Origin of the sequence: Pseudomonas sp. NPDC090592, assembly GCF_044769185.1 — a bacterium.
Taxonomy (GTDB): domain Bacteria; phylum Pseudomonadota; class Gammaproteobacteria; order Pseudomonadales; family Pseudomonadaceae; genus Aquipseudomonas.
In genome coordinates, this window is the sequence record NZ_JBIVXJ010000010.1 from 70,455 (window position 1) to 84,029 (window position 13,575).

14 protein-coding genes and 1 pseudogene are annotated in these 13,575 nt (G+C 62.5%); 4 read left to right on the plus strand and 11 right to left on the minus strand.

Translation table 11 applies throughout. The annotated features are described in order from the left end of the window. Window positions 1–87: 87 nt before the first annotated feature. Window positions 88–1,050, minus strand: coding sequence for a thioredoxin-disulfide reductase (trxB, locus tag ACIQUI_RS11165; RefSeq protein WP_201198504.1), 963 nt, complete (start codon window positions 1,048–1,050; stop codon window positions 88–90). 331 nt (window positions 1,051–1,381) lie between these two features. Between trxB and cysZ the strand changes: the two genes are divergently transcribed. After that, a complete protein-coding gene (gene cysZ, locus ACIQUI_RS11170; protein ID WP_403198223.1) occupies window positions 1,382–2,110 on the plus strand; it encodes a sulfate transporter CysZ in 729 nt (242 codons plus the stop codon). 170 nt (window positions 2,111–2,280) lie between these two features. Here cysZ and ACIQUI_RS11175 read toward each other — a convergent pair whose 3' ends face one another. Both ACIQUI_RS11175 and ACIQUI_RS11180 read right to left on the minus strand, forming a co-directional pair. Beyond that, window positions 2,281–2,712 carry a methyl-accepting chemotaxis protein gene (locus ACIQUI_RS11175; protein WP_371321157.1) on the minus strand — a complete coding sequence of 144 codons (432 nt, stop codon included), beginning with the start codon at window positions 2,710–2,712 and terminating at the stop codon, window positions 2,281–2,283. Between the two features lie 108 nt (window positions 2,713–2,820). Continuing rightward, window positions 2,821–3,618 (minus strand): annotated as a pseudogene (locus ACIQUI_RS11180) (PAS domain-containing protein); the annotation flags it as partial. A gap of 157 nt (window positions 3,619–3,775) precedes the next feature. Between ACIQUI_RS11180 and ACIQUI_RS11185 the strand changes: the two are divergent. Then, the gene (locus ACIQUI_RS11185; RefSeq protein ID WP_403198224.1) at window positions 3,776–4,966 is read left to right on the plus strand and encodes a glycosyltransferase family 4 protein; all 1,191 of its coding nucleotides are present in this window, start codon (window positions 3,776–3,778) and stop codon (window positions 4,964–4,966) included. A gap of 257 nt (window positions 4,967–5,223) precedes the next feature. Here the strand turns inward: ACIQUI_RS11185 and ACIQUI_RS11190 are convergent, their stop codons facing one another. Together ACIQUI_RS11190 and ACIQUI_RS11195 are read right to left on the minus strand one after the other, a co-directional pair. Next, window positions 5,224–5,706, minus strand: coding sequence for a glutathione peroxidase (locus ACIQUI_RS11190; protein ID WP_403198227.1), 483 nt, complete (start codon window positions 5,704–5,706; stop codon window positions 5,224–5,226). Window positions 5,707–5,851: 145 nt separating this feature from the next. Further along, entirely contained in the window at window positions 5,852–6,337 is a 486-nt protein-coding gene (locus tag ACIQUI_RS11195) for an FKBP-type peptidyl-prolyl cis-trans isomerase (RefSeq protein ID WP_391124236.1), read from the minus strand. Between ACIQUI_RS11195 and ACIQUI_RS11200 the strand changes: the two genes are divergently transcribed. Together ACIQUI_RS11200 and pta are read left to right on the plus strand one after the other, a co-directional pair. After that, window positions 6,336–6,638, plus strand: coding sequence for a DUF3565 domain-containing protein (locus ACIQUI_RS11200; RefSeq protein ID WP_391124233.1), 303 nt, complete (start codon window positions 6,336–6,338; stop codon window positions 6,636–6,638). The two genes, ACIQUI_RS11195 and ACIQUI_RS11200, sit on opposite strands and share 2 nt — an antisense overlap. Window positions 6,639–6,669: 31 nt before the next feature. Continuing rightward, window positions 6,670–8,757: a phosphate acetyltransferase gene (gene pta, locus ACIQUI_RS11205; protein ID WP_403198230.1), complete on the plus strand. Its 2,088-nt coding sequence runs from the start codon at window positions 6,670–6,672 to the stop codon at window positions 8,755–8,757. A gap of 131 nt (window positions 8,758–8,888) precedes the next feature. On the opposite strand, the gene ACIQUI_RS11210 is transcribed toward pta, so the two are convergent. The 6 genes from ACIQUI_RS11210 to ACIQUI_RS11235 form a co-directional block, all read right to left on the minus strand. Continuing rightward, window positions 8,889–9,611 carry an OmpA family protein gene (locus tag ACIQUI_RS11210; protein ID WP_012270522.1) on the minus strand — a complete coding sequence of 241 codons (723 nt, stop codon included), beginning with the start codon at window positions 9,609–9,611 and terminating at the stop codon, window positions 8,889–8,891. Window positions 9,612–9,720: 109 nt separating this feature from the next. After that, window positions 9,721–10,365 carry an MBL fold metallo-hydrolase gene (locus ACIQUI_RS11215; protein ID WP_403198232.1) on the minus strand — a complete coding sequence of 215 codons (645 nt, stop codon included), beginning with the start codon at window positions 10,363–10,365 and terminating at the stop codon, window positions 9,721–9,723. Window positions 10,366–10,383: 18 nt separating this feature from the next. Further along, the gene (locus tag ACIQUI_RS11220; RefSeq protein WP_019472461.1) at window positions 10,384–10,731 is read right to left on the minus strand and encodes a type II toxin-antitoxin system ChpB family toxin; all 348 of its coding nucleotides are present in this window, start codon (window positions 10,729–10,731) and stop codon (window positions 10,384–10,386) included. Further along, window positions 10,728–11,006 carry an AbrB/MazE/SpoVT family DNA-binding domain-containing protein gene (locus tag ACIQUI_RS11225; RefSeq protein ID WP_403198235.1) on the minus strand — a complete coding sequence of 93 codons (279 nt, stop codon included), beginning with the start codon at window positions 11,004–11,006 and terminating at the stop codon, window positions 10,728–10,730. The genes ACIQUI_RS11220 and ACIQUI_RS11225 overlap by 4 nt, the downstream gene beginning before the upstream one ends. 169 nt (window positions 11,007–11,175) lie before the next feature. After that, window positions 11,176–11,868 carry a sensor histidine kinase gene (locus ACIQUI_RS11230; protein WP_403198238.1) on the minus strand — a complete coding sequence of 231 codons (693 nt, stop codon included), beginning with the start codon at window positions 11,866–11,868 and terminating at the stop codon, window positions 11,176–11,178. Continuing rightward, entirely contained in the window at window positions 11,865–13,472 is a 1,608-nt protein-coding gene (locus ACIQUI_RS11235; RefSeq protein ID WP_391124217.1) for a response regulator, read from the minus strand. Before ACIQUI_RS11235 ends, ACIQUI_RS11230 begins: the two co-directional genes overlap by 4 nt. Between the last annotated feature and the right edge of the window lie 103 nt (window positions 13,473–13,575).

Consider the following 13,575-nt stretch of genomic DNA (forward strand, 5'->3'; position numbering starts at 1 on the left):
GTCAGGTGTAAGGCCTGAGGACAGTGCAGTACCTGTGGGAGCTGGCTTGCCGGCGATGGGCTGCAAAGCAGCCCCGGCGATCCTGGATCAGAACGAGGCGTTGGCCAGGCCGTCCAGGTAACGCTCAACGTCCAGTGCCGCCATGCAACCGGCGCCGGCCGAGGTAATGGCCTGGCGGTAAACGTGGTCAGCCACGTCACCCGCAGCGAACACGCCTTCAACGTTGGTGGCGGTGGCGTTGCCTTCACGGCCGCCATGCACCACCAGGTAGCCGTCCTTCAGGGTCAGCTGGCCTTCGAACAGCGAGGTGTTCGGGGTGTGGCCAATGGCGATGAATACGCCGTCGACCTTGATTTCGTCGCTGCTGCCGTCGTTGTTCTTCAGGCGCGCACCGGTCACGCCCATGTTGTCGCCCAGCACTTCGTCCAGGGTGGCGTTGAGCTTGAGCTCGATCTTGCCTTCGGCCACACGGGCATTGAGCTTGTCGACCAGGATCTTCTCGGCGCGGAATGTCTCGCGACGGTGCACCAGGGTTACCTTGCTGGCGATGTTGGCCAGGTACAGCGCTTCTTCCACGGCAGTGTTACCACCACCCACCACGGCAACCGGCTTGTTGCGGTAGAAGAAACCGTCACAGGTGGCGCAGGCCGAAACGCCCTTGCCCATGAAGGCTTCTTCCGACGGCAGGCCCAGGTAGCGGGCGCTGGCGCCGGTGGCGATGATCAGTGCGTCGCAGGTGTACTTGCCGCTGTCACCCTGCAGGGTGAACGGCTTGTTGGCCAGGTCGACGGCATTGATGTGGTCGAAGACGATTTCGGTCTCGAAACGCTCGGCGTGCTCCTGCATGCGCTGCATCAGGGCAGGGCCGGTCAGGCCGTGGGGGTCGCCTGGCCAGTTGTCGACTTCGGTGGTGGTGGTCAGCTGGCCGCCGGCCTGCATGCCGGTGATCAGCAGCGGCTTGAGGTTGGCGCGGGCAGCATAGACTGCAGCGCTGTAACCGGCAGGGCCGGAACCGAGAATGATGACGCGCGAATGACGTACTTCAGACATGTCGAACTCCTGTCGAGCGGGCCGCACGGGCCGGCATCGGTGTACCGGCTGCGCCAGCTGGAAATTTAAAACGGACCCACGCAGCACTTGGGGAAGGCTACAACGCGCAGGCCCGAAAAGCGGAAAGTTGAGCGCACTGTAGCGAGGTCGCAAAGATTAAGGAAATATCCTTAGACAATCCACCTCATAGGCATCGTCTATGCTGCGATTTCATCGATAAACAAGCCGCTGGCGCTTTTGTTACATCCCGTTTCCCGCCCGCTACCCGCCTTTCGTCGGCGCGGCAAACTCGGTAAGGTCAGCGCGTTTTCCTTCTCTGCGGAGTCTCCCGATGCAAGCCCCTGTCCTCTCTGGCCCCCAATACCTGCGCGAAGGCCTGAAACTGGTGCTGAGCCCCAACCTGCGGTTGTTCGTGCTGCTGCCGCTGGCGGTCAACCTGCTGCTGTTCGGTGGCCTGGTCTACTTCGCCGGCCACCAGTTCAGCCTGTGGCTGGATGCCCTGATGCCGACGCTGCCGAGCTGGCTGAGCTTTCTCAGCTACATTCTCTGGCCGCTGTTCGTGGCCTTGCTGGTGCTGATGGTGTTCTTCACCTTCACCCTGGTGGCCAATATCATTGCCGCGCCGTTCAACGGCTTTCTGGCGGAAAAGGTCGAGGTGGTGGTACGTGGTGAAGACACCTTTCCGGCGTTCAGCTGGGGCGAGCTGGTGGCCATGGTGCCACGCACCTTCAGCCGCGAAATGCGCAAGCTGGGCTACTTCCTGCCGCGGGCAATCGGCCTGTTCATCCTGTCGCTGATCCCGGTGGTCAATGTGGTGGCCGCACCGCTGTGGCTGATGTTCGGGGTGTGGATGATGGCCATCCAGTACATCGACTACCCGGCGGACAACAACAAGATGAGCTGGCAGGACATGCTGGCCTGGCTGCGCCAGAAGCGCTGGCAGTCGCTGGGCTTTGGCGGGATTACCTACCTGGCGTTGATGATTCCGGGGGTGAACGTGCTGATGATGCCGGCGGCGGTGGCCGGGGCTACGTTGTTCTGGGTGCGCGAGAGGAACTGAGAACTTCGAGTGCGACATGGTACCTGTGGGAGCAGGCACCGCGGTGGATGGCACGGGCTTCGCCCGTGTTCGCGGGCAAGCCCGCTCCCACAGGGATGGCTTCAGCCTTTTAGATTTTGAGCAAGACAGTTAGTCCCACAAGGGCCGCGTGACGGCCCTATCGCTGAACTTCACTGCCCCAACCGGCTGGAAAACTGCCCCACCACATCCACCACCCGCTTGGCCCCGTCCTGGATCTCGACAATCACGTTACCGGTCTCGTCAGCCAGCGCCAGCCCCTGCTCCGCCTGGCGTTTGCTGGTATCGATGATCTCAACCGCCGCCTGCGCCAGCTGCTCGTTCTGCTTAACCACCCGGGCGATTTCTTCGGTGGCGGTGCTGGTGCGCGACGCCAGTTGGCGCACTTCGTCGGCAACCACGGCAAAACCACGCCCCTGTTCGCCCGCGCGGGCCGCTTCGATGGCAGCGTTCAGCGCCAGCAGGTTGGTCTGCCCGGCAATGTCGCTGATGGTCTTGATGATCGAGCCGATCACCCGCGATTGTGTATCCAGCGCCTGGATGCCCTCGGCCGCCTCCTGCATCGAAGCTTCCAGGCCGCGCATCACGCTGACAGTCTGGGTAACCACATCAGTGGCCTTCTGGGCGCTGACATCGGTACCCAGCGAGGTGTTGTAGGCAACATCAGCCGCTTCCGCCACTGCCTGCTCCCGGTTGACCTGGTCGGTAATCACAGTGGCGAACTTGACCACTTTGTACAGCTCATCGTGGGCGTCAAAGATAGGGTTGTACGAAGCCTCCAGCCAGATCACCCGGCCATGGGCATCGATGCGTTTGAAACGTTCAGCAACGTATTCTCCACGCCGCAGTTTGTCCCAGAACGCCTGGTAGCCGGCCGAACTGGCCTCCTCTGGCTCACAGAACATGCGGTGGTGCTTGCCACGAATCTGCTCAAGGCGGTAGCCGACGGTGGCCAGGAAACGATCATTGGCGGTGAGGATGGTGCCGTCTAGGTTGAACTCGATCACGGCGGTAGAGCGCATCAGCGCCTTGATCAGGCTTTCATGCTCGCGCGAGGTCTCGATGGTGCGGGTGAGGTCGCTGGAGTGCAGGGTGAAATACTTGATGCGCCCTTCACTGTTCTTGACCGGCTGCAGGATCGAGCGCAGCCAGGCCTCCTGGCCATTGCCGCGCAGCAGGCGGAAGGCGCCGTTCAGGTGCTCGCCGCGGCTGATCGCGCTTTTCATGCGCTGATAGAAGTCCAGCGACTTCACATGGCCGGGGACGATGTCCTCGATGTTGCGTCCAAGCAATTGTTCGGCACGGTAGAGCATCTCGCTCTCGAAGTTGCCGTTGACCATCTCGATCCGTCCCTGGGGGTCGAGCTGAAGTACCAGCATCTCGTTGTCGAGACTACTCTTGACCTGCTCCACGGACATCAGGTCTTCGCGCAGTTGCCGGATTTCTTGCTTGAGCTTGCTGTTGAACATCACCGCTCTCCCGGAGCGCATCACCTAGTCGAATGCATCTGCATCGGCTGGCGAAGCGGCTTTCTTGAGAGACGTGCACGGAAATATTCTCAACACCCAACGCGACGGTGGTCAGGCGTCATCTGCATGTCACATGGCGGTCACATAGGCGCAACCGAGCAGGCGGAAACTTTTTGTCATGAATACACCCGCCCTACGCATTACCCTGGTCAGCGAAACCTTCCCACCCGAGATCAACGGCGTGGCCAACACCCTTGGCCGCCTCAGCGAAGGGTTGCGCCAACGCGGCCACGATGTCGAGGTGGTACGCCCTCGCCAGGCCGCCGAGGGGCCAGCGCACAACGACCCGAACCTGATGTTGTGCCGCGGCTGGGCGCTGCCTGGCTACCCGGGCTTGCAGTGGGGCGAGGTGTCGATGCACAAGTTACTGCGCCGCTGGCGCCGGCAGCGCCCGGATGTGCTGTACATCGCCACCGAGGGGCCGCTGGGGCTCAGCGCGCTGCGTGCGGCGCGGCGCCTGGGGGTGGCGGTGGTCAGCGGCTTCCATACCAATTTTCCGCAGTATTCCGGCCAGTACGGGCTGGGCCTGCTGGCACGCATGCTCACGCACTACCTGCGCTGGTTCCACCGGCGCACGGCCATCACCCTGGTGCCTAGCCTCAGCCAGCGCCTGGAACTGGAGCGCCGTGGTTTCGAACGCCTGGAACTGCTGGCCCGGGGTGTCGATGCCGGCCTGTTCAACCCGGCCCGCCGTAGCCAGGCATTGCGCGAAAGCTGGGGGCTTGGGCCGGACGATATCGCCGTGCTGCATGTCGGCCGGTTGGCAGTGGAAAAGAACCTTGGCTTGCTACGGCCTTGCCTTGAGGCACTGCAGAAGAATTATCCACAGAAACGCCTGCGCCTTGTTTTTGTCGGTGACGGCCCACAGCGGGCCACGCTTGAACAGCAATTGCCGGACGCGGTGTTCTGTGGTGCCCAGCGCGGCGAGGTACTGGCCGAGCACTACGCCAGTGGCGACCTGTTCCTGTTCCCAAGCCTGACCGAAACCTTTGGCAATGTGGTACTTGAAGCCATGGCCTCGGGGCTGGCGGTGGTGGCTTATGACGAGGCGGCGGCAGCGCAGCATATTCGCCACGGGCACAGTGGCGCGCTGGCCATGCCGGGGGACCAGGCGGCCTTCATCGATGCGGCCTGCTGGTTGCTGGAGGAAGAAGAGACGTTACGGCGGGTGCGTCTGAATGCCCGCCAGCATGCCAGCCGCCAGGGGTGGGCGACGATTGTCGAAGAATTTGAGGGATACCTGTGCAACGCTTGCAGGCAACCAGGTGTTGCGGCTGGGCGTTCTGCACCATTTTTGCAGCGCCTGTGAGATCGAGCGCCGCCCGCGCGGCGCATCGCGAGCTAAGCTCGCTCCTACATCTGTTTCGGGCCAATTATTCCTGATGGATTTGCGCGCGACCCCGTTGGCGCACGGCTCGATTACGCGCCCTGCTAACAAGGCGATCGCGCGCGACTGGCACAGGATTGACTGGCCCGAAACAAATGTAGGAGCGAGCTTAGCTCGCGATGCGCCGCGCGGGCGGCGCTCGATCTCACAGGCGCCAAAAGTTTCGCGACAGGCACTCTTCAGGCCAACGCTTTCTCTATCGCCTGCACCACCGCCGGGTCATCCGGCGCCGTACGCGGCGAAAAGCGCGCCAGCACCCGCCCATCCTTGCCGACCAGAAACTTCTCGAAGTTCCAGGTAATGTCGCCGGGGAACTCGGCCCCCTCACCCGCCAGCAGGCGGTACAACGAATGGCGCTGCGGCCCGTTGACTTCCAGCTTGCCCCCCAGCGGGAAGCTCACGCCGTAGTTCAGGGTGCAGAAAACCTGGATTTCCTTTTCGCTACCCGGCTCCTGCCCGGCAAACTGGTTGCACGGCAGGCCCAGCACGTTGAAGCCCTTGTCCTTGTAAACCTGGTAGAGGTTTTCCAGAGCCTTGTATTGCGGCGTAAGGCCGCATTTGGAGGCAACGTTGACCACCAGCACCACTTGGCCCTTGAACGGAGCGAGGGGCAGTTCCCCGCCGTTCAGCGCGCCCAGTTTCAGGTCGTGAAATGCACTCATGATGACATCCCCTCTCAGGTTCCCGGTTGCCGCGCAGGCGAATTGCGCCCACTAAAAAGGCGCCCGTCCAAACCGTCCCCCTCCCGTAGGAAGGCAAATCGGCTTGCCCGAGCGCCTGGCGACTTTCTGAGCTTAGCGCAGAAAATCAGTGGTGATGGCCACCTTCACCGTGGATGTGACGGTGAGCGATTTCTTCGTCGCTGGCGTCACGCACGTTGACAACCTTGACCTGGAAGGTCAGGCGCTGGCCGGCCAGCGGGTGGTTGCCGTCAACGGTGACGTCGTCGCCGTCGAGGTCACGGATGGTGACGATCTGCATCTGGCCGTCCGGCGCCGAAGCGTGGAACTGCATGCCCACTTCCAGCTCGTCGACGCCTTCGAACATGCTGCGGTTCAGGGTGCTTACCAGCTCGGCCAGGTATTCGCCGTAGGCGTCTTCCGGCTCGATGGAAACGTTCAGCTCGTCACCGGCTTGTTTGCCTTCCAGGGCTTTTTCCAGGCCCGGAATGATGTTGCCGGCACCGTGCAGGTAAACCAGCGGCGCGCCACCGGCGGAGCTGTCGATGGTCTCCCCGGCGTCGTTGGTCAGGGTATAGTCGATGGAGACAGCCTTGTTGGCGGCGATCAGCATGGGGCAAGACCTTTTGCAAAAGTATGTAGAGCGGACAAGTGTAACCAAGCCATCGCCCGATTGCGAACGCACTGCGGACGAGCAACGGCCCATCAGTCGGATCACCGGCTTTCATCAGGACGAAGAAGGCCACTGGGTGGCCGAACTGTCCTGCGGCCATACCCAGCACTTGCGCCACCAACCACCGTGGCAGGCACGCCCCTGGGTGCTCGACCCGGCCCAGCGTGCGCAGCACATCGGCCAGCCTTTCGCATGCGGCTGGTGCGCGCAAGGGGCCGATAGCGCTACCCTTGGCCGTTAATTTCTTGCACCGCTTATTTCGAGAAGCACGCATGCAGACATTTTTCATTGCGCCGACCGACTTCGGTGTCGGCCTGACCTCCATCAGTCTGGGCCTGGTGCGCACCCTTGAGCGCGCAGGCCTCAAGGTCGGCTTCTTCAAGCCGATCGCCCAGCCCCACCCGGGTGACACCGGCCCCGAACGCTCGACCGAACTGGTAGCCCGCACCCACGGCATCAAGCCCCCTGTGCCGCTGAGCCTGGCCCAGGTCGAGCGCATGCTTGGCGACGGTCAGCTGGACGAGCTGCTTGAAGAAATCATCCGCCTCTACCAGCAAGCCTGCGTTGGCAACGACGTGGTGGTGGTCGAGGGCATGGTGCCCACACGCCACGCCAGCTATGCGGCGCGGGTCAACCTGCACCTGGCCAAGAGCCTGGATGCCGAGGTGATCCTGGTCTCGGCACCGGAAAACGAAGTGCTCAGCGAATTGTCCGGCCGGGTCGAGCTGCAAGCGCAGCTGTTCGGCGGCCCACGCGACCCGAAAGTGCTCGGGGTCATCCTCAACAAGGTGCGCACCGACGAAAGCATGGCGGACTTCGCCACCCGCCTGCGCGAGCACTCCCCCCTGCTGCGCGGCAACGACTTCCGCCTGCTCGGCTGCATTCCGTACCAGCCCGAGTTGAATGCCCCGCGCACCCGCGACGTGGCCGAGCTGCTGGGTGCCCAAGTGCTCAACGCCGGTGACTATGAGCAACGGCGCATGAGCAAGATCATCATCTGCGCACGCACCGTGGCCAACACAGTGCCGCTGTTGACCTCCGGCACCCTGGTGGTAACCCCGGGCGATCGCGACGACATCATCCTCGCTGTCAGCCTGGCGGCGATCAATGGCGTCCCGCTGGCCGGGCTGCTGCTGACCAGTGACAGCAAGCCCGATGCGCGCATCCTTGGCTTGTGCCGCGGTGCGCTGCAGGCTGGCCTGCCAATCCTGTCGGTCAGCACCGGCTCGTACGACACCGCCAACCAGCTCAATTCGCTGAACCGCGAAATCCCGGTCGACGACCGCGAGCGCGCCGAGTTCATCACCGATTTTGTCGCCAGCCACCTCGACGCGGCCTGGCTGCACCAGCGCTGCGGCACCCCACGGGAAATGCGCCTGTCGCCAGCGGTGTTCCGTTACCAGTTGATCCAGCGGGCGCAGCAGGCCAACAAGCGCATCGTCCTGCCGGAAGGTGCCGAACCATTGCTTGTGCAGGCTGCAGCCATCTGCCAGGCCCGTGGCATTGCGCGCTGCGTGCTGCTGGCCAAGCCCGAGGATGTCGACGCCGTGGCCCGCGCTCAGGGCATCACCTTGCCGCCGGGCCTGGAAATCCTCGACCCCGAGCTGATTCGCGGGCGCTACGTAGAACCGATGGTCGAGCTGCGCAAGAGCAAGAACCTCAATGCACCGATGGCCGAACAGCAACTGGAAGACCCGGTGGTGGTCGGCACCATGATGCTTGCCCTGGACGAAGTGGACGGCCTGGTGTCGGGCCTGGTGCACTCCACCGCCAACACCATCCGCCCTGCCCTGCAACTGATCAAGACCGCGCCGGGCTCAAGCCTGGTGTCGTCGGTGTTCTTCATGTTGTTCCCCGAGCAGGTGCTGGTGTACGGCGACTGCGTGATGAACCCGCACCCGAGCGCTGCCGAGTTGGCCGAGATCGCCCGGCAGAGTGCCGAATCGGCGCAGGCCTTCGGCATCGCGCCACGGGTGGCGATGATCAGCTATTCCAGCGATTCGGCCAGTGATGAAGAAGTGGGGAAAGTGCGCGAAGCAACACGCCTGGCACAGGGTGCAGCGCAGCAGCTGCTGATCGATGGGCCATTGCAGTATGACGCAGCGGCCAACCCGGCGATTGCACGGGAGCTGGCGCCGGATAGCCCGGTGGCCGGGCGCGCCACGGTGTTCGTGTTCCCTGACCTGAATACTGGCAACACCACGCACAAGGCGGTGCAGCGCAGTGCTGATGGGGTGAGCCTTGGGCCGATGCTACAGGGGTTGCGCAAGCCGGTGAACGACTTGCCGCGCGGGGCTCAGGTCGACGATATCGTGCATACCATTGCCCTGACCGCCATTCAGGCCAGCGTAGTGCGCTAGAAGCAGGGGCTGCTCTGCAGCCCTTCGCGGGCTTGCCCGCTCCCACAGGGATAGCGAACTTCTGCCCCGAACTCGCATCCTGTGGGAGCGGGCGAGCCCGCGAAGGGCCGCAGAGCGGCCCCAGGGGGCAATCAGGGATACTGCTGGACCTGGCCTTGCTGCTGGTCATACTGCTGACCTGGAATCGGCTTCAGGTTGACTTCCACACGGCGGTTCTGTGCACGGCCATTGGCGTCGGCGTTGCTGGCGATCGGCTGGTCCGGGCCCATGCCACGAACCGAAATGCGCGAGGCATCCACACCCTGCGAGGTCAGGTAAGTGCTGACCGCCTGCGCACGGCGCTGGGACAGGTCCATGTTGTGCTGGCGGCTGCCAGTGCTGTCGGTGAAGCCGACCACTTCGATGGTGTTCTGGTTGAACTGCTTGAACGAGCCGGCCAGATTGTTCAGCGGCGAGTAGAAGCTTGGGGCGATGTTGGCCGAGTCGGTGGCGAAGGTGATGTTGCCCGGCATGATCAGTTTGATCTGGTCACCCTGGCGTTGAACCTCCACCCCGGTGTTGGCCATCTGCGCACGCAGCTCTGCTTCCTGCTTGTCAGCGTAGTAGCCGTAGCCGGCAGCGGCAGCACCCACCGCAGCAGCGCCGATCAGTGCACCCTTGCCACGGTTGTTGTGGTCGATGGCGGCACCGGCGATGGCACCGGCCAGCGCGCCCAGGCCGCCGTATTTGGCGGTCTTGCTCATCCCCGTGGAGCCCTGTGCCTGACCCTGGTTGTCATACGGGTTCTGGCTGGCACAGCCGGTCATCAGGGCAGCGGCGGTTGCGACGATAATCAGACGACGCATGGTGAACATGGACAAGCTCCTACTGAAATTCATAAATGCGGCAGATCTCAAAGGGATCTATGCCAGCCTTGGATCGCATCGGCAACGAAAAATTCCATGAAAGTGCCTTCATGTGCCATCAGGCACGCACGAACGGGTTTTCGCGCATTTCGTCGCCCAGACGGGTGTCGGGACCGTGGCCGGTGACCACGATGGCCTCTTCGTCCAGCCGGTACAGCCGCTCCTTGATGGAACGCACGATGGCACGCTGGTCACCACCCCACAAATCCGTGCGGCCAATGCCACGGCGGAACAGGGTGTCACCCGCAATCAACAGCTTGGCACCGGCGAACCAGAAGCTCATCGAGCCTGGTGTGTGCCCTGGCGTATGCAGCGCCACGCCACAGCCACAGGCCAGCTCTTCGTCATCGCCCAGCCAGCGGTCGGGTGACGGTACTGGTGTGTAGGGAACGCCGAACATCTGGCACTGCATCTCCAGGTTATCCCACAGCACCTGGTCGTCCTTGTGCAGGTGCAGGGTGGCGCCGGTCAGCTCCTTGAGCTTGCCCGAAGCCAGAAAGTGATCGAAGTGCGCGTGGGTGTGGATGATGCTCACCAGCGTCAGGCCGTGGGCCTGCAAGCGCGCCAGGATCTTGTCCGGGTCACCGCCCGGGTCGACGACGATGGCCTTTTTGGTCAAGGGGTCGCCGATCAGCGTGCAGTTGCATTGCAGGGGGCCTACGGGGAAGGTTTCGCGGATGAGCGCGGGCGATGGATTGTGCATGGTGAATACGGGAACCGGTTAATCGAATAGGGTTTGCACACGGGCCAGTGCATCCAGGATGACGACTTCTGGCACTGACTCTACGCGCTTGGCGAAGCGTGCTTCAAGGTCGACTGTGCGGACCTGGTTGCAGAGCATCACCCCCTGAGTCTGCGTGCCCGCACCGCTGAGCGTCACTGCGAAACCCGCATGCCTTGCAAAATCACCACCTTGGGTGATCGGGACGATCACTGCCAGCCCTGACGCATTGAACGCCGCCGGTGTGAGTACCAGTGCGGGTCGCCCCTCACCCTGTTGTTCTCGCCCCACTGTGGGGTCGAGATTGACGCGAACGATATCGCCCCTGGCGAATTTCACCCGCTTCACACTTCACGTCCCACTGGGTGCATCGCATTCCAGTCGGCCATGTCCTCTGGCTCCGGTGCGCTCAGGTCGCACTGGGCCATCAATTCCTCAAGGGTATATTTGGGTTTCGATCGGACGGGCTTGAGCACCATCGTTTCTCCCGCTGTGTCCAGGCTCAGGGTGGAGCCGACACCGAGGCGCATCTGTTTGAGCACTGCCGCCGGCAAGCGGATGGCGGCGCTGTTGCCCCACTGCTGAATCTTGATCTGCATGAGTATCTCCCAAGGTAGATACATAGTAGAAACCCTCCAAGCGATTGCAAGCGAAATGTAGAAACGTCGTATCTACATTGTCATCTGTCCGCACCGGACAAAAGCCCTGCAACCTCAAGAAGGAAACCTCCTACATCACCTTGGGAAACCACCTTCCAACTGTAAAAAAACGAAACGCAAGCTCAGCCAGTGATCAAGGCAAAAACAACCTGAACAACCCACCCCCAAGCGCCCCGCCGTTGGAAATCTCGATCCGCCCACGCACCCCGCCGCTTTCATGCAGCGCTGCAATCCGCGCCGCAAAGTACAGCCCCAGGCCGGTACTGCCGCTGGTCGAGTCGATGCCCTGGATGTACTCCTCCTGGCGCTCGAGCATGTGCTTTGGATAACCCGGGCCATCATCGTTTACACAGATCGCCAACTGGTTGTCTGCTTCTTCGATGGTGATCAGCAAGGCGTGCCCGGCAAAGCGGGTGGCGTTGGTGATGACGTTGGCGATCACCGAGGCCACCAGCTCGCGGTCGAAGAAACCCAGCGGGTTGTCGGTGTCGATGCGCCAGGTGGCGAGGATATCGTTGTGTTTCAGCACTTCCTGGTGCGCTGCCAACTGGGCCTCGATGAAATCGTCCAGCTCATGGTAATCCGGGCACACCGGTAGCTGGTTGATGCCCAGTTTGTAGAGCCCAAGCAGTTGCACCAGCATGCCGTTGAGGTGGCGAAACTCGTGCTCCATGATGCCCTGCTCGGCACCGCCTCGCAGCTCTTCGGGCAAGCGGTCCATCCACTGGTTGTGGGACTGGATCAGCGCGGACAAAGAGCTTTTGAGGTCGTGCACGGTGGAGGCGATCACCGTGGAAAAGTCCAGCCCCTGGTTGTCTAGATTCATGCGCCGAACACTCGGATGTGCAGTTTGCGGTAACGGTCATAGCGATTGTCGCTGGCAGGGATGCCGGCCACGCTGGTCAAGGCGTCCTGGCACTCCTGCATGATCGCAGGCTGAGGGTTGTCACCGCCGATGCGCAGCAGCGCCTGGGCGGTGTTGAGGGCGATGCTGATGTTCTTCGGCTGCATACCCAGCGCCTTGCGGAACAGTTGCAACGCCTCGCCAAGCTGCCCTCCCTGGTAACTGCGCACACCCTGGCGATTGAGGGTGACCGCTTCGGTAATGGCGTTGAGCACGGTGGGGTCGTCGGTCAACTTGCCCACTTTCTCCATGACCTTGGGGTCATCGCCATAGCTTTCCACACAGCTTTTCAGCACGCCGATGGCGGCGGCTTCCTGGCCCATTGCCTGCAACTGCGCGGCAACGGTAAGGGCCGAATCGACCGAGAAGAACTGGTTCATCTTGTCCAGGCGCTGGATCGCCTGTTCAGTCAGTTTGGCGGCCGTTTCAGGGTCGCCGGCCTGCTGCAGGCTGGCGGCCTTCATCATCCGCGCACGCACCTGCAAGCCCTGGTCCTCGGGGTTTTCCTTGGCCACCTCACTGAGCGTGGTGTTGATCTCGACCCGAGTGCGGGCGTCGAGGCCAAAGCCTGCGTTCTTGCTCATTAGCGCCTGCACCAGGCCGAGATTGTTTTCGGCATCCTTGTAGCGCGAACTCTGCCCTTGGTTCACCGCATGGCGGAACGCTTTGGATGCGCTCTCGAAGTCTTCGTTTTCCAACGCCAGCTTGCCCAGCGTCGACTGTCGGCGCACCGACAGCGGCGACAGGCGCACGGCTTCTTCAAGCAGGTTTTGCGCCCGTTTGGTATCACCCTGTGCCACCAGCACCTCGGCCATGCCGTCGTACAGGCCTGGCATGATCGGGAAGGCCTTGAGCGCCTGCTCGTAAACACCCTGGGCCTGGGCATTCTGGCCACGCTTGTGCATCAGGGCGCCCAGCGCTGCGTACACCCAAGGTTGCGGACGGCTGGCCAGGATGGCCTTGAGGAATTTTTCCAGCTCTTCGAAGCGGTTGAGGTTGCGCAGGGCATCGGCCCGATAGCGCAGGCACAGCGGTGCCAGGCGCGGGTCCTTCTTGCACAGCTCGGCACAGGCCGCCAGCACTTCGGCCGGCCGGTTGCGGTCCAGCGCCTGCAAAATCGGCTTGAGCAGCGTCTTGCGCTGGAACAGCTTCTCGACGCGCTGGGCCAGGCCAACCCGATTGAACGGTTTGGTCAGGTAGGCATCAGGCTCGTGCTCGATGGCGCTGAGGACAATGGCTTGGCTGCTCTCGGCCGTGACCATGATGAACACGCACTCATGGCTGATGTGCTTGTCGATGATCAGGTCTTCGAGCACCTGCTGGCCGTTCTTCTTGCCATCGCCCAGGTGGAAGTCCTGCAGGATGAAGTCATAGCGTTTCTGCGCACACATGCGCAGCGCCTGCTCGCCGCTGTCAGCGGTGTCCACGTCGCGCACGCCAAGCTCGCGCAGCATGGAACGGGTCGACGTGCGAAAGTCGGTAAAGTCGTCGACGATCAGAAAGCTTTTTTGCCCGTACTGCAGCATCAACACGACCTGCCTTGAAATGATTGAAAAATCGCGCTAGGCGATGCCACCGATCGCTGTATCGGCAGCTGGTCGGGAAAGATGAGGGTAGAGCATTGCCGGC